Annotated in this window: 9 protein-coding genes, 2 tRNA genes and 3 rRNA genes; 5 read left to right on the top strand and 9 right to left on the bottom strand. The window is 38.2% G+C overall.

Going from position 1 to position 16720, the window contains the following annotated elements:
- Positions 1-105: 105 nt before the first annotated feature.
- Positions 106-1725 carry a TM0106 family RecB-like putative nuclease gene (locus ACN4EE_RS14100; protein WP_431707089.1) on the top strand — a complete coding sequence of 540 codons (1620 nt, stop codon included), beginning with the start codon at positions 106-108 and terminating at the stop codon, positions 1723-1725.
- Between the two features lie 134 nt (positions 1726-1859).
- Here ACN4EE_RS14100 and crtB read toward each other — a convergent pair whose 3' ends face one another.
- Entirely contained in the window at positions 1860-2789 is a 930-nt protein-coding gene (crtB, locus tag ACN4EE_RS14095; RefSeq protein ID WP_431707088.1) for a 15-cis-phytoene synthase CrtB, read from the bottom strand.
- Positions 2790-3414: 625 nt separating this feature from the next.
- On the opposite strand from crtB, the gene ACN4EE_RS14090 reads away from it, so the two are divergent.
- A complete protein-coding gene (locus ACN4EE_RS14090; protein WP_431707087.1) occupies positions 3415-4062 on the top strand; it encodes a Uma2 family endonuclease in 648 nt (215 codons plus the stop codon).
- A 60-nt stretch (positions 4063-4122) separates the two neighbouring features.
- On the opposite strand, the gene clpP is transcribed toward ACN4EE_RS14090, so the two are convergent.
- Positions 4123-4737 (bottom strand): ATP-dependent Clp endopeptidase proteolytic subunit ClpP, encoded by a 615-nt coding sequence (gene clpP, locus ACN4EE_RS14085; RefSeq protein WP_431707105.1) that lies wholly within the window; start codon positions 4735-4737, stop codon positions 4123-4125.
- 212 nt (positions 4738-4949) lie between these two features.
- On the opposite strand from clpP, the gene ACN4EE_RS14080 reads away from it, so the two are divergent.
- Positions 4950-6602, top strand: a complete 1653-nt coding sequence (locus ACN4EE_RS14080; protein WP_431707086.1) for a glycosyltransferase family protein — start codon at positions 4950-4952, stop codon at positions 6600-6602.
- Between the two features lie 34 nt (positions 6603-6636).
- Here ACN4EE_RS14080 and ACN4EE_RS14075 read toward each other — a convergent pair whose 3' ends face one another.
- On the bottom strand, positions 6637-7650 hold the full coding sequence (locus tag ACN4EE_RS14075) for a type I glyceraldehyde-3-phosphate dehydrogenase (RefSeq protein ID WP_431707085.1): 1014 nt from the start codon (positions 7648-7650) through the stop codon (positions 6637-6639).
- 306 nt (positions 7651-7956) lie between these two features.
- On the opposite strand from ACN4EE_RS14075, the gene ACN4EE_RS14070 reads away from it, so the two are divergent.
- The gene (locus tag ACN4EE_RS14070; protein WP_431707084.1) at positions 7957-8820 is read left to right on the top strand and encodes an ABC transporter permease; all 864 of its coding nucleotides are present in this window, start codon (positions 7957-7959) and stop codon (positions 8818-8820) included.
- 133 nt (positions 8821-8953) lie between these two features.
- On the opposite strand, the gene ACN4EE_RS14065 is transcribed toward ACN4EE_RS14070, so the two are convergent.
- Positions 8954-9334, bottom strand: a complete 381-nt coding sequence (locus tag ACN4EE_RS14065) for a DUF7682 family zinc-binding protein (RefSeq protein WP_431707083.1) — start codon at positions 9332-9334, stop codon at positions 8954-8956.
- A gap of 913 nt (positions 9335-10247) precedes the next feature.
- Between ACN4EE_RS14065 and ACN4EE_RS14060 the strand changes: the two genes are divergently transcribed.
- Positions 10248-11672, top strand: coding sequence for an FAD-binding domain-containing protein (locus ACN4EE_RS14060; protein WP_431707082.1), 1425 nt, complete (start codon positions 10248-10250; stop codon positions 11670-11672).
- A 113-nt stretch (positions 11673-11785) separates the two neighbouring features.
- On the opposite strand, the gene rrf is transcribed toward ACN4EE_RS14060, so the two are convergent.
- The 5 genes from rrf to ACN4EE_RS14035 form a co-directional block, all read right to left on the bottom strand.
- Positions 11786-11902, bottom strand: a 5S ribosomal RNA gene (gene rrf / locus ACN4EE_RS14055).
- 56 nt (positions 11903-11958) lie between these two features.
- Positions 11959-14733: ribosomal RNA gene (locus ACN4EE_RS14050) — 23S ribosomal RNA — on the bottom strand.
- Positions 14734-14840: 107 nt separating this feature from the next.
- Positions 14841-14913, bottom strand: a tRNA-Ala gene (locus ACN4EE_RS14045).
- A gap of 2 nt (positions 14914-14915) precedes the next feature.
- Positions 14916-14989 (bottom strand) — tRNA-Ile (locus ACN4EE_RS14040).
- A 68-nt stretch (positions 14990-15057) separates the two neighbouring features.
- Positions 15058-16545 (bottom strand): 16S ribosomal RNA (locus tag ACN4EE_RS14035).
- Together the 16S, 23S and 5S rRNA genes with 2 tRNA genes alongside form the textbook arrangement of a ribosomal RNA operon.
- Between the last annotated feature and the right edge of the window lie 175 nt (positions 16546-16720).

Raw genomic sequence — 16720 nt, 5'->3', positions numbered from 1 at the left:
CGCAATGACACAATATAACAATAATTAAATTTGTAGGTTGGGTTAGCGATAGCGTAACCCAAAATCCCTAAGATAAATCCTCAAAATATTAAAAATTTTTAAAACATGGATATTGACAAAATATTAGTAACAGATGAATTATTATTCAAGTATAAACGTTGTCATCGCCGAGGATTTCTTAATCTTTATGGTGAAGAAAATCAAAAATTACAGGAAAAAGATTTTATTATCAAATTAAAAGAAGAAAGAGAATCTCATTATAGAAAAGTTTTAGAAAATTATAATTTAGCCTATCAACACCCAAAATTATTAGTAGAAAATAGTGAAGATAATTATCAAGTTGCATCGGCAACAGAAGAATTAATGCGTCAAGGAGTTGATTGTATTTATCAAGGAGTTATTATACTTAATCAGAAAATAAAAGCAAACCCCCCTTCATCCCCCCTAATTAGGGGAGAAAGACAAGAGAATTTTTCTAGTGAAAATCAGACAAATATTATTTTTCAAGCATCTCCTACCTTACTGATTAAACAAAATATTCCTAGTTTATTGGGTGATTGGAGTTATATTCCAGTGAATGCTTATTTAGGCAAAAATATGAAGCCTGAATATAAATTAATTTCTGCTTTTCAAACTGATATTTTAAGTCTTTTTCTGGGAATTAATTTAACCCAAGTCCAAATTTTTTTACGTTATTATAGGAAACCTTATTATCTAAATCTCAATACTTGGCTTCCTCATTATCAAGAGTTTTTGAGGGAATTTCTTTCTATGGTAATGACAAAAAATGAGCCTGAAGTTTTTATTTCCCGTCAACGTTGCAGTCTTTGTCAATGGTATGAAAGTTGTCATGGTGTTGCAAAATCTCAACAACATTTGTCTTTAATTCCAAACATTACTCCTTCAAGATATGATGCTTTAATCGCTGAGGGAATTAATGATTTAACTTCTCTTTATCATACAGATTTATCAGTTTTAAAACAACTTTTCGGAGCTGAAATTGCCTATAATATTCATGGACAAAGTAAAGCATTATTTTATTCAACTCCTATTATTAAACATCCTCCTTTAAAACAAATTCCCTCTCATAATATTGAGTTATATTTTGATATAGAAGCACAACCTGATACAAAAATAGAAAGATTCGATCGAACCTTCGATTATTTATTAGGAGTTTTGTTAGTAAATTATGAAACAAAAGAACAAAAATATTATAGTTTTTTAGCGGAAAATATTGAGGAAGAAAAAGAAATTTGGTTAAAATTTTTAGATTTTGTTAATCAATATCCTGATGCACCTATATTTCATTATTCTAATTACGAAGTGGAAACCGTTAGACGTTTAGGCTATCTTTATAAAACTTCTTCGAGGGATTTACAACGTTTATTAAATCGTTTATTTGACTTACATAAATTTCTAATTAATTCTCTTTTTTTACCCGTAGAAAACTACTCATTAAAATTTGTCGGAAATTGGTTAGGTTTTCAATGGCGTGATGCTCAAACGGGAAAATATAGCTCAAATTATCATCAAATTAGTGGCGATCAATGCGTTTTCTGGTATGATCAATGGTTAAAAACCTTCGATCGAACTTGGCTAGACTATATTCTAATTTATAACGAGGATGACTGTTTAGGTACTTATCAACTAAAAAAATGGCTAACAGAATTTACTAAAGAAATTGGTGATAAATCTGAGTTAGATGTAAAAATAGGTGATGGCTAAGACAGAAGCTACAAGTCAATCAAAAATAATTTTTACCAGAAGTTTATGGAATGTCATTAACTCTTGCCTTTTGCCTTTTGCCTTTTGCCTATCTTCAGCAGTAAACTTAAGATGCATTCTAGGTTTACATTTTCTTACAAAACTTGCGCCCTTAACCATGCCACAGGTAAATAAAGCATCTTATTCGGAGTTGGTACAAATGCACGGCGATTAAAAACATCATAGTTATTTTTGGCAATAACATCCAAAATCCCTTGATATAACATTAAAGCAGACCACACGGGCCAACGTCCATCAGGATTCAAGGCTTTAATTCCCCTCTCAGCGTCTTCGTAATATTGTTTAGCTCGATCGATCTGGAATTGCATAAGATCGTACCATCGATCGTCAATTACTCCATTGAATAAATCTTCTTCAGAATAGTTAAACCTTGCTAAATCTTCGAGGGGGAGGTAAATGCGATTTCTACCTCTATCTTCTCCCACATCCCGCAAAATATTAGTTAACTGATTAGCAATACCTAGTGCGATAGCTTCTTCTTCGGGGATATAGACACTTTCACGATACCAAGGAGCATTCAAATAGGTTTCATCTACTCCCAATACGGCAGAAGACATTAATCCCACAGTACCAGCGACACGGTAACAATAAAGTTTCAACTCCTCAAAAGTCTCATAGCGATTGCGGTATAAATCCATCCTTTGCCCTGCAATCATATCCCTAAAAGGCTGAATATCCATAGGAAAACGCTTAAGAGTATCCACTAAGGCTACATCTGGATCATCGATGGGTTGCCCTGCGAAGACAGATTCGAGCTGTTGTTCCCATAAATCAAGGGTTTCAGGAGTTGTTAACTTGGCTTGAGGACCATCTACTAATTCATCGGTACGACGACACCACACATATATCGCCCAGATAGCACTTCGTTTCTCTTTAGGCATCAATAAAGTACCCAAGTAGAAAGTTTTAGAATACTTTGCCGTAATTTGACGACAGTATTCGTAAGATTCTTCTAGGGTGGCTAAAGGTTGTTTAGGTTGTAATTTTTTATGCAGTTGCAGCATTCATCCCTGCTGAATATAGCTAAATATAAGTTTAAAAATAAGAATAATGACGATTCTATAGTATTGTCTCACTTTCTGACCAATTTTAATCACGAAAATTGTAAGGTTTTCAAATTTTTTTCAGACAGTCTTTTTCTATTAGGATTTACGCATCAATAATGATAGTCTGTCATTCCGAGGGTAGCGAAGGAATCTCAATTCCTTGATTTTTGGTACAAGTGCGTAATTTACATCTATGTCATTGACAGGAACTTCAAGTTTCAAATCTCAATGGTAAAATATTAAGATAGAACGCATCTAACTGATGAGGACTTCAGTTCGAGATAAAATTTAGACTAAATCGATCGCTAAAAGTGGCGCTGCTCGATCGCTAAAAGCGGCACTGCGTGATCGAATCATAAAAAGATTTGAGTAAAAATTATCATAAATTGATTTTTTATAACTATTTACTAAATTTAATGAAGAATGAACAGAATGACGAGCTGATCAAGCCGAATCGGAGAATCAAAAATTGCGACAATTATTACAACAAGCAGGAATTGATATTCCCGATAATTTAGCGTGATATAACTATCGTGCCTGTATTTTTACCCAAACATTTATCAACAATCATTGATTAAGACTTATGACAGCAGTTATCACTAAACCCATAGAAGAAAATATCGTGAAGTTGAATCCCCTGAGTTGGTCAACTTTTAATAATCTTCTTGATGAATTAGACAATAAAAGAAGTCAACGTTTAACTTACTATAACAATATTTTAGAAATTATGAGTCCACTAGGATTACACGAAAGTAATAATCGTTTCATTGAAAGTTTGATTTTTGTCATTGCCGATGAGTTAGGATTGAGTCTTAAGAAATTCGGATCACTAACTCTCAAATCTACCCAATTTAAACAAGCCGTAGAGCCTGATTCTTGTTATTATTTGAAAAATGAGCCAAAAGTAAGAAATAAGCAAAATATTGATTTAACGATCGATCCTCCCCCTGATTTAGTGCTAGAAATAGATATAACAAGCGGTTCATTACATAAATTACCGATTTATGCTAACTTGGGTGTACCAGAAATTTGGCGTTATGACGGTGAAAAATTAGCAGTTTTTATTCTCGAAAAAGACATCAATAATTATCAAGAGATCGATCGAAGTCCTACTTTTCCCTTTTTGAGTTTAAATGTCATTCCTGAGTTAATCCAACAAAGTTTAATCGATGGAGAAACCGTTGTTTTAAGAAATTTTAGAAAATCCCTCAAAAATGTAAGTAAGTCATAAAATGATGAAGACAAGAGGGGGAAGAGGGGGAGAAAACAACAAAAATTTCTTACTTCCGAGTTAAGACTTGGGAGCACGAGTGACAACTTGATCAATTAAACCATAGTCTTTAGCTTCTTCAGGTGACATGAAAAAATCTCTTTCTGTATCTTGTTCAATTTTTTCTAAAGGTTGCCCCGTATGGGAAGCCATATAATGATTTAGTTGTTTTTTGAGGTAAAGTATCTCTTTCGCTTGAATTTCGATGTCTGTAGCTTGTCCTTGCGCCCCTCCCAAGGGTTGATGGATCATAATTCGAGAGTTAGGTAAACTCATTCTTTTACCCTTTGCACCAGCGCTCAATAAAAAAGCCCCCATACTAGCGGCTAATCCCACGCAAATAGTGCAAACATCTGGTTTAATTTGATTCATGGTATCAAAAATACCTAATCCTGCGGATACTGAACCTCCGGGGGAGTTGATATATAAGTATATATCTTTTTCTGGGTCTTCTGCTTCTAACAATAACAACTGTGCTACTAAAGAATTTGCTAACTCATCAGTTACTTGTTGCCCTAAAAAAACAATGCGTTCCCTAAGTAAACGAGAGTATATATCAAATGCCCGTTCGCCTCTACCAGAGGTTTCAATAACTGTTGGTACCATGCTTATTTCCGATTTTTGACGTTTCTTAATGATCTTGATTGTAGCTAATATAGGCAATAATTAACAGAGAAATTAGGAATTAAGAATTAAGAAGTAAGAATTAAAACTGTCAATTAATAACACGCCGTGTAATTTATTACACGTCTAATAGCTACCGTCTGCTAAAGCGACTCTATTCACTATGGTTATCGAGGGTAGTCGAAGTATAGACTATTCATTATTCATTATTCATTATTAATTGTATGCAAAATATTGAAAATACACATATTTTTACCAGTTGTACAAACAACTATTTACCTAAAGCGAGGGTTTTAGGTAATTCTCTCAAAAAGTTTCACCCTAATTTACAATTTCATCTGATTTTGTGCGATCGAATCAGTGATAAAATTCATCTTGAAAATGAACCTTTTGATTCGATTATTACCATTGAAGAATTACCAATTTCTAATTTTAAGTCATGGATATTCAAACATAATTTAGTGGAAATGTGTACAGCCGTTAAAGGTTTAGGATTTTTAGAAATATTTAAACGTTATAACTGTGATAATGTTATTTATTTTGATCCTGATATAGCTATTTTTTATCCTTTAAATGAACTTTTAGAAAACTTTAATCATAGCAGTATTTTATTAACTCCCCATCAATTAGAACCTGAAAAAACTAAGGAAATGGTGATTGATAATGAAATTTGTTTTTTACGATATGGTACTTTTAATTTAGGATTTTTAGGAGTCAAAAATTCTGAAGAAGGCATTAAGTTTTTGGAGTGGTGGTCTTCCCGTTGTCTGAATTTCTGTTATGATGATCCTGCTAATGGTTTATATACTGATCAACGATCGATCGATCTTGTACCTTCTTTTTTTAGTGATATAAGTATTTTAAGGCATTGTGGTTATAACGTGGCTAATTGGAATCTTAGTAATCGTCACTTTACAGGAAATGTTGATCATATCATATGGGTTAATGAACAACCTTTATGTTTTTATCATTTTTCCAGTTCTCAAGGTATTATGCCAGAAAAATATAATTTGATAAATAGTTCGATCGAATCTTTATTAGAATGGTATAAAAATGAGTGTGAAAAAATGGGACAAAAAGAGTTTAGTAAAATGTCCTGTTATTATGATTATTTTGACAACGGAGAATTAATCAAAAAACAAGCAAGATTATTGTATCGAGAAAAGCTAAAATTACAAGAAAAATATCCTAATCCTTTTGAGACAAATAGTGAGGGTTCTTATTATAATTGGTATCAAAACTATAAGATAGAAAAAGAATTAGATGAACAAGAAAAAAATGAGCGTTTATATTTCTTAGAATGGCATTATGAGGATAAAACCAAGCGTATTGATGATTTCCAAAAACAATTGGATGAAAAAAACGAGCGTTTATATTTCTTAGAATGGCATTATGAGGATAAAACCAAGCGTATTGATGATTTCCAAAAACAATTGGATGAAAAAAACGAGCGTTTATATTTCTTGGAATGGCATTATGAGGATAAAACTAAACGCCTTGATGATTTCCAAAAACAATTGGATGAAAAAAACGAGCGTTTATATTTCTTGGAATGGCATTATGAGGATAAAACCAAGCGTATTGATGATTTCCAAAAACAATTGGATGAAAAAAACGAGCGTTTATATTTCTTGGAATGGCATTATGAGGATAAAACTAAACGTATTGATGACTTACAAAAACAATTAGATGAAAAAAACGATCAGATATATACTTTACAATGGTATTTTGAGGATAAAACTAAACAAATTAATGATTTACAAAAACAATTAGATGAAAAAACAGTTTTAATTGAAAGTATGAAAAATAGTAAGTTTTGGAAATTACGTCAACGTTTATTAGAAATTAAAAACTCTTTCAGTATTAAAAAGAATTGAATTTTATAGGTGGGCAATGCCCACCCTACTGTTATTATTTCCAGTTGGAAGCAACGATTTCCGCTAAGTCAACAACTCTTTGAGAATAACCCCATTCATTGTCATACCAAGCAACCACTTTCACCATATCTCCTCCCATTGTCATGGTTAAGTTGGCATCCACGATCGAAGATACGTTAGTACCACGATAGTCACAGGAAACTAAAGGTAAATCGTTATAACCTAAAATACCTTTTAAATCACCTTCAGAAGCATCTTTGAGTACTTGGTTCACTTGTTCTGCGATCGTACTTTTTTCAACTTGTACTACTAAATCCACGATCGAAACGTTAGGAGTAGGCACACGCAAAGCAATACCATTTAACTTACCTTTTAATTCGGGTAAAACTAAAGCCACAGCTTGAGCGGCACCAGTGCTAGTAGGTACAATATTGATAGCCGCCGCACGCGCACGACGTAAATCACGGTGACTAGCATCTAATAACCTCTGATCTCCAGTATAACTGTGAGTGGTGGTCATTGTACCTTTAATAATGCCAAAATGTTCGTGAAGTACTTTTGCTATAGGAGCTAAACAGTTAGTGGTACAACTAGCATTACTGACAACATTGTATTTATCGTGGGAATATTCTTTATCGTTAACACCAACAACATAAGTACCCACATTAGCACCTTTTCCGGGGGCGGTAATTAAAACTTTTTTCGCCCCTGCTTGGATGTGTTTAGATGCACCCTCATCGGTAACAAATACCCCAGTGGATTCGATGATTAAATCTACACCCCATTCTGCCCAAGGTAAGTTGAGAGGATTTCGATCGGAAACACATTTAATAGTTTTACCGTTAACGGTGATAGAATTTTCATCAGCGTGAATATCAGCATCAAAAATCCCTAACATGGAATCATATCGGAGTAAGTGAGCGTTAGTTTTAGGATCAGAAGTGTCGTTGATACCTACTACTTCTAAACCACTATTTTCACGACCAAACCAACAACGCAAAAAGTTACGTCCAATACGTCCAAAACCATTAATAGCTACTCTAACCACAGTTTATACCTCTTTATATGAAACTAAATAAAGTAAATTTTTCTAATGTGCCTAATCATATCCTAAAGACTGTACAGTTTCATACCCATTTTTCGATTTTTTTTGCTAATATTTCATATATCTATAAATTTCTTTTGTACATATTACTTGGATTACAACAAAAACTCTCAGGAATTATGCACCTCTCACGATATTCTGTCTTTCCGAGAGTAGCGAAGGAATCTCAATGTCTCGATTTTTGGTAAGGTAAGCTAAAATAAGGTTAAAATTTATGAGTTTTCAATTTTTAATCTTGAATCTTAACCGATGGTTGCTAATAAAATATACCTTAAAAAACATCATTTAAAATCTCTTTCTAGTATTTTAACGTTGGTGGGATTGACTATTACTATTCTTTTTATTTTTCTAGCATTTTCTGCACCTTTATTAGAAAATATTGGCTTAATTCAAAATCCTTTAGAATCTTTAAAAAATCCCATACATCAAGCCCCAAATGCTCAATATTGGTTCGGTACAAGCTCTCAAGGATATGATATTTTTTCTCGCACAATTTTTGGCTCACAAGCGGCTTTAAAAGTTGTTTTATTAGCGACATCTTTCAGTTTAATTATAGGTATCCCTTTAGGATTAATTAGCGGTTATTTTGGTGGTAAAATTGATAAAATTTTGCTATTTTTAATGGATACTATTTATACTCTCCCCGGTTTATTATTATCCGTCACCTTGGCTTTTGTGGTAGGAAGGGGAGTTATTAATGCGGCTTTAGCCTTGTCTATTTCTTACATTCCTCAATATTATCGAGTGGTGCGTAATCATACCACTAGCGTTAAAACCGAATTATATGTTGAAGCGGCGAAGGCTATGGGAGCATCACCTGTGAGAATTTTATCGAAATACTTATTTTTTAATGTAATTCAGAGTGTCCCTGTTTTATTTACTTTAAATGCGGCGGATGCGATTTTGATTTTAGGGGGTTTAGGGTTTTTAGGTTTAGGGTTGCCTGAAGATGTGCCTGAATGGGGGCATGATTTAAAAATGGCGTTAGATGCTTTACCAACAGGGATTTGGTGGAGTGCCTTGTTTCCGGGGTTGGCAATGACAACTATGGTAACGGGTTTATCGTTATTAGGAGAGGGATTGAGTGAGATTTTTAATCCCCAAAATCGGTAGAGATAAAAGAGAGAGAAAATTGGGTATTAGGGTATTGGGGTATTGGGGAGTAATTCTTAATTCTTAATTCTTAATTCTTAATTCTTAATTCTTAATTCTTACTTCTTACTTCTTACTTCTTACTTCTTACTTCTTAAATACCGGGTTTGCAAACGTTATAATCCTCATGGGAAACAACGGCTTCGGGGGCGACAAAACTGCCGTAATCCCTACAAATAAGCCGATAATTCCTCGTCACGGGAATACTAATGATAAATCGATCGTGCCGTAACCTTTTACCCCTAAAATTGGTATAACTGGTATGATTTTGAATATTGTGGATAATCTGTCTAGCTTTTAAGACAACATTTTTAGGTAAAGAACTTAAATCAATGGGATCATGATAGAATGTTTCCTGCCAAGCATTCTTTTCTCTTCTTTTTTGCTCTCTAGCTGTATTAGACTGCTCACATTTATGACATTCTCTACCGTAGCCACTATGTCCACAGGCAAATTTCTTTTTTCTTCTCGACATTGTTTTCTCTCCTAATAGATATGATTATTTTGGTATGAGAATCAATCTGTCAAGGGAAGTTATGTCAATCTAAATTGTTATGATAATATGATATATTTTTTATGAGAAATTCGATCGAACCTTGTTATGGAAGGTGATTAAACTGATGAATTAGACATCTGGTAAAAATTAGGATTTTTTCCCCGTAATTTGAGCTTCTAGCCCTAATTTGATTGAAGTCTATTAGATCAATAAATATCATTAGTATCATAGAATTAGATTAGTTATGGAAAAATTTACGTCTTAATTCTTATTTTGTTATAAATCAACAGTTATTTAAAAAATAAAATTTTAAATACAAATCTCCCTCTAATTACCCGTGTTTTAATTTTTTATGTTAAATTTTTATTAAATTTTGTAAATTAAGTTTAGGAAAGTTAGTTAATTAATTAGTAATTAGAAGAATGTTTGTATTGAGATGATGAAAATATTAATAACTGGACTCGGTAAGTTTAGTATATAAGATTAGACTTAAACTAATAATTAATATCAAAGCCCTACTTTTAGATTGATCCCCACAATCTTAGGATACAAGATCATTCTCAGAATCAACAAACTTTATTACAAATTATTAAGAAAATCCCTTAACAAAACTTAATAAAACTCAGGAAAAAATCAACATTTATATACTGTCATTATGAGATCAAAAAGTGCAAATTCATTCTATACTTAGCTTTTAGTTATGTTCGATCAAACTGATTAATTTTATGACTATTCTCATTATTAAATGACTAATTTAAGGTTAACTAGATTGATAAGTAAAGGCAAAAGGCGACAGACAACAGGCAACAAAGATTATGGGTTATTTTCGTTAAATTTATTGAAGATTGTTGACAAAAATCAAAATTACTAAGAACTTTTTAAAGATTTTTATATGAATAATTTAGTTATTTTTTGGCATCGTAGAGATTTAAGAATTACTGATAATTTAGGCTTATTTTCTGCTAGGGAAAACAGCAATAAAGTTGTTGGTATATTTTGTCTTGATCCTACTATTCTAAAAGGAGATGATATAGCCCCAGCAAGGGTAAAATATTTATTAGAATGCTTGGCAGAATTGCAAAAAAATTACCGAAAATTAGGTAGTGATTTATTGATTTTCCATGATTCTCCTCTTAATATTATCCCTTCTTTAGCAGAAGCATTAAAAGCTGAAAATGTTTATTGGAATCTTGATGTTGAGCCTTTTTCACGACAACGGGATAAAACGATAGAACTTGCACTACAAACTAAAGGTATCACAGTAGAGACATTTTGGGATCAATTATTGCATCCACCAGAGACGATTCTTTCTAAGTCTAATACCCCCTATACGGTTTATACTCCTTTTTGGAATAATTGGTCACAACAGGAAAAATTAAAACCCCTTCCCCCCATTCAAGATTTATCAGGTTTGACGGAGGAAGAATATACTTTAAGCAAAAAATTAGGCTTAATTCCTTTACCCTCTTTGCAGGATTTAGGTTTTATCTGGGATAACGAATTATTATTATCGGGGGGTGAAACTCCAGCACAGGAAAGATTAGAGTATTTTTGTCGTTATTTGTTATCAGATTATAATGAGCAGAGGAATTATCCTGCTATAGATGGCACATCTCTACTAAGTGCAGCGCTTAAATTTGGTTCGATCGCACCGAGAACTTTATGGCAAAATACTATAGAGGAGTTAGAAAATACCCAAAGTGACGAAGCGAAAGAAAATATCATCGCATGGCAAAAAGAATTAGCATGGCGAGAATTTTATCAACACTGTCTCTATTTTTTCCCAGAATTAGCCGAAGGTGCGTATAGAAAACAGTTTAAAAACTTTCCTTGGCAAAATAACGAAAAACTTTTTCAGGCATGGTGTGAAGGCAAAACGGGTTATCCCATTGTGGATGCTTCCATGAGACAGTTAAACGAAACGGGATGGATGCACAATCGTTGTCGTATGATAGTTGCCAGTTTTTTAACGAAAGACTTGATTATTGATTGGCGTTGGGGGGAGAAATACTTTATGCAAAAACTCTATGATGGTGACTTAGCCTCCAATAATGGCGGTTGGCAATGGAGTGCCTCTAGTGGTATGGATGCCAAGCCGTTAAGGATTTTTAACCCTGCTTCTCAAGCCCAAAAATTTGATAGTGAAGCCGAGTATATAAGCCGATGGTTGCCTGAAATTAGTCATCTCGATACAGCAGAACTAGTCACGGGCAAAATATCCCCTATCTTAGCTCAAAGTTGTGATTATCCTTCTCCTATTGTCGATCATAGTCAACAACAAAGACTTTTTAAACAAATTTATAGCAGTTTAAAATAATGTAGGTTAGGTTAGTGATAGCGTAACCCAACAAAATATTCATAACAAAAGCACCCTATCAACTAGAGTGCCTTTGTGATTATGAACTTGTATCGTATTTTACTTAAATATTAAACTGGCATGGAACTATTGTCCCTAGGGGCTACCCCCTTAGTATCGTCGCCGCTGTCATGTTTCACCCACGAGTTCGGGATGGTTCGTAGTGGTTCCACAACGCTATACACACCAGTTATGCCTTTGAAGATTTTTACCCTCAAGACTACATAGCTACTCGAAAAATTATTATTAGGTCAAGCTGACGGTTTGTTAGTACACTTCGGCTACGCACATCACTGCACTTCCACCTTGTGCCTATTAACGGGTGTTCTTCCCGTAACCTTACACCAGAATACTCATCTTGAGGTGGGCTTCCCACTTAGATGCTTTCAGCGGTTATCCTCTCCGTACTTGGCTACCCAGCGTTTACTGTTGGCACAATAACTGGTACACCAGCGGTACGTCCTTCCCGGTCCTCTCGTACTAAGGAAGGCTCCTCTCAATATTCTCACGCTTACACCGGATATGGACCGAACTGTCTCACGACGTTCTGAACCCAGCTCACGTACCGCTTTAATGGGCGAACAGCCCAACCCTTGGGACGTACTTCCGCCCCAGGTTGCGATGAGCCGACATCGAGGTGCCAAACCTCCCCGTCGATGTGAACTCTTGGGGGAGATCAGCCTGTTATCCCTAGAGTAACTTTTATCCGTTGAGCGACGGCCCTTCCACACAGCACCGTCGGATCACTAAGACCGTGTTTCCACCCTGTTCGACCTGTTCGTCTCACAGTCAAGCTACCTTCTGCCTTTGCACTCTTCGACTGATTTCCAACCAGTCTGAGGTAACCTTTGTACGCCTCCGTTACCTTTTTGGAGGCGACCGCCCCAGTCAAACTACCCACCTGAAACTTTCCTGTCTCCAGTTAGAATTCTAGCTCCCAGAGAGTGGTATCTCACCGTTGACTCCATAGCACCCACAAGCACTACTTCTACGTCTCCCACCTATCCTGCGCACTGGAAGCCCGAACACAATTCCAAGCTATAGTAAAGCTTCATAGGGTCTTTCTGTCCAAGTGTAAGTAGTCCGTATCTTCACAGACATTCCTATTTCGCCGAGTCTCTCTCCGAGACAGTGCCCAGATCGTTACGCCTTTCGTGCGGGTCGGAACTTACCCGACAAGGAATTTCGCTACCTTAGGACCGTTATAGTTACGGCCGCCGTTCACCGGGGCTTCAGTCGCTAGCTTCACATTACTGCTGACCAACTTCTTTAACCTTCCGGCACTGGGCAGGCGTCAGCCCCTATACCTCCTCTTTCGAGTTTGCAGAGACCTATGTTTTTGCTAAACAGTCGCCTGGGCCTCTTCACTGCGACTAGCTCTCGCTAGCACCCCTTCTCCCTAAGTTACGGGGTCATTTTGCCGAGTTCCTTGGAGAGAGTTCTCTCGCTCCCCTTAGTATTCTCTACTTGCCCACCTGTGTCGGTTTCGGGTACCGGGACTCTATACTCAACACTATACTCGCTTTTCTTGCCACCTTGCTTCCACACTCACGGTTAACCCGCTCCCAATCCACTCAGGGTGTGCTTTCACTTAATGGGTCCCGAATATAGCTCCTATAAAGCCACGCAGGAATATTTACCTGCTTGCCATCGACTACGCTATTCGCTTCGCCTTAGGTCCGGGCTAACTCTCCACGGACGAGCCTTCTGGAGAAACCCTTGGGCTTTCGGGGTTGAAGATTCTCACTTCAATTTTCGCTACTTAAGCCGACATTCTCACTTCTATATCGTCCACACCTGCTTGCCGCTAATGCTTCACCCTCTATAGAACGCTCCCCTACCATTACTTTCATAATCCATAGCTTCGGTGATTAACTTAGCCCCGTTCATTTTCGGCGCCTGAGTCCTTGACCAGTGAGCTATTACGCACTCTTTCAAGGATTGCTGCTTCTAGGCAAACCTCCTGGTTGTCTTTGCACTCAGACCTCCTTTCTCACTTAGTTAATACTTGGGGACCTTAGCTGATGGTCTGGGCTGTTTCCCTCTTGACGATGAAGCTTATCCCCCACCGTCTCACTAGTGCTACAATTACTGGTATTCTGAGTTTGTCTCATCTTGGTACCGCTCTCGCAGCCCGCAACGAAACAGTGCTTTACCCCCAGTAACATTCCACACCGCTGCGCCTCAACACATTTCGGGGAGAACCAGCTAGCTCTTGGTTCGATTGGCATTTCACCCCTAACCACAGCTCCTCCGCCAATTTTTCAACATTGGTCGGTTCGGACCTCCACCACCTGTTACGGGGGCTTCATCCTGGCCATGGTTAGATCACCAAGGTTCGGGTCTACAAACACTGACATACGCCCTGTTCGGACTCGGTTTCCCTTTGGCTTCGTCTTTTCGACTTAACCCGCCAGTGCCTGTAAGTCGCCGGCTCATTCTTCAACAGGCACACGGTCATCCGTTCTATCGGACTCCCATTGCTTGTAAGCTGATGGTTTCATGTTCTTTTTCACTCCCCTCCCGGGGTTCTTTTCACCTTTCCCTCGCGGTACTTTTCTCTATCGGTCACACTTTGTATTTAGCCTTACCACGTGGTCGTGGCTGATTCACACTAGATTACACTTATCTCGTGCTACTCGGGATTCATCTACAATTCCTTCGGTTTTCAACTACAGGACTTTCACCTTCTATGGTCTAGTTTTCAGCTAGTTCGTTTAACCTCTAGTTTCGACATTGATGTCCCACTACCCCAGCATTCGTAAACGCTGGTTTAGGCTGTTCCCTCTTCGCTCGCCGCTACTAGGGGAATCACTTTTGTTTTCTCTTCCTCTGGCTACTAAGATGTTTCAGTTCACCAGGTTCGCTCATTATCCCAAAGGATATGTTTTTAGGGTTGCCCCATTCGGACACTCTCGGCTCATTGTCTGCTTCCGACTCCCCGAGACTTTTCGTAGGTTGCTACGTCCTTCTTCGCCTTCGTGTGCCTAGGTATCCACCATCAGCCCTTCTTTGCTTGACCTGTTACTAATACAGACTTTTCAGACTTTTCTTTCGCTATGCAGTTTTCAAGGTTCTTACTGAACATAAGTTCAGCATTCCATTTCTATAGATGCTAAATTGTTCATCTGGAGATAAGCGGACTCGAACCGCTGACATCCTGCTTGCAAAGCAGGCGCTCTACCAACTGAGCTATACCCCCAATGGGCCATCCTGGACTTGAACCAGGGACCTCACCCTTATCAGGGGTGCGCTCTAACCACCTGAGCTAATAGCCCTTGAACCCAATTTTCTAGTTTAAAAGCCTTTCCCTACACTCTTGCGACTTCAAATCGAAGTCTCCCTTTAAGGAGGTGATCCAGCCACACCTTCCGGTACGGCTACCTTGTTACGACTTCACCCCAGTCACTAGTCCCACCTTCGGCATCCTCCCCCCTCTCGGGTTGGAGTAACGACTTCGGATGTTACCAACTTCCATGGTGTGACGGGCGGTGTGTACAAGACCCGGGAACGGATTCACCGCAGTATGCTGACCTGCGATTACTAGCGATTCCTCCTTCATGCAGGCGAGTTTCAGCCTGCAATCTGAACTGGGGCAGGGTTTGACAGGATTCGCTCCACTTCGCAGTTTCGCCTCCCTTTGTCCCTACCATTGTAGTACGTGTGTAGCCCAAGACGTAAGGGGCATGCTGACTTGACGTCATCCCCACCTTCCTCCGAGTTCTCCCCGGCAGTCTCCCTAGAGTCCCCAACTTAATGCTGGCAACTAAGGACGAGGGTTGCGCTCGTTGCGGGACTTAACCCAACATCTCACGACACGAGCTGACGACAGCCATGCACCACCTGTCTCTGCGTTCCCTAAGGCACTCTCTCCTTTCAAAGAGATTCGCAGGATGTCAAGCCTTGGTAAGGTTCTTCGCGTTGCATCGAATTAAACCACATACTCCACCGCTTGTGCGGGTCCCCGTCAATTCCTTTGAGTTTCACACTTGCGTGCGTACTCCCCAGGCGGGATACTTAACGCGTTTGCTTCGGCACTGTCCGGGTCGATACAGACAACACCTAGTATCCATCGTTTACCGCTAAGACTACAGGGGTATCTAATCCCTTTCGCTCCCTTAGCTTTCGTCCCTCAGTGTCAGTTTAAGTCCAGTAGAGCGCCTTCGCCACTGGTGTTCTTCCTAATCTCTACGCATTTCACCGCTACACTAGGAATTCCCTCTACCCCTACTTCACTCTAGCTTTTCAGTTTCCACCGCCTTCCCGAAGTTGAGCTTCGGTCTTTGACAGCAGACTTGAAATGCCACCTACGGACGCTTTACGCCCAATGATTCCGGATAACGCTCGCATCCTCCGTATTACCGCGGCTGCTGGCACGGAGTTAGCCGATGCTTATATTAGGTACCGTCATTTTTTTCTTCCCTAAGTTTTGAGGTTTACAACCCAAGAGCCTTCCTCCCTCACGCGGTATTGCTCCGTCAGGCTTTCGCCCATTGCGGAAAATTCCCCACTGCTGCCTCCCGTAGGAGTCTGGGCCGTGTCTCAGTCCCAGTGTGGCTGCTCATCCTCTCAGACCAGCTACTGATCGTCGCCATGGTAAGCCTTTACCTCACCATCTAGCTAATCAGACGCGAGCTCCTCTCAAAGCGATAAATCTTTTACTTTTCAGCTCATCCGGTATTAGCAGTCGTTTCCAACTGTTGTCCCCGACTTTGAGGCAGATTCTCACGTGTTCCTCACCCGTCCGCCACTAACTCCGAAGAGTCCGTTCGACTTGCATGTGTTAAGCATACCGCCAGCGTTCATCCTGAGCCAGGATCAAACTCTCCATTGTAGATTCCCTTTCACCTCAGTTACTCAGTCCTCTCAACGAGCTTTTTGATTGCTCTTTTTTTGTTTAGTAATTTAATACTTGTTTTGTTAATTAAAGTTCTTTAACAAGGGTGTATGTTATACTTGAAAATGGCTTTTAAACTATTGAATTGTCTAGGTTCGTGGTGTTAGACGAG

This window comes from Geminocystis sp. CENA526, from assembly GCF_050753365.1.
Lineage (GTDB): Bacteria > Cyanobacteriota > Cyanobacteriia > Cyanobacteriales > Cyanobacteriaceae > Geminocystis.
Note: the sequence above shows the minus strand (reverse complement) of the source record. Positions and strands in the feature narration are given on the sequence as shown.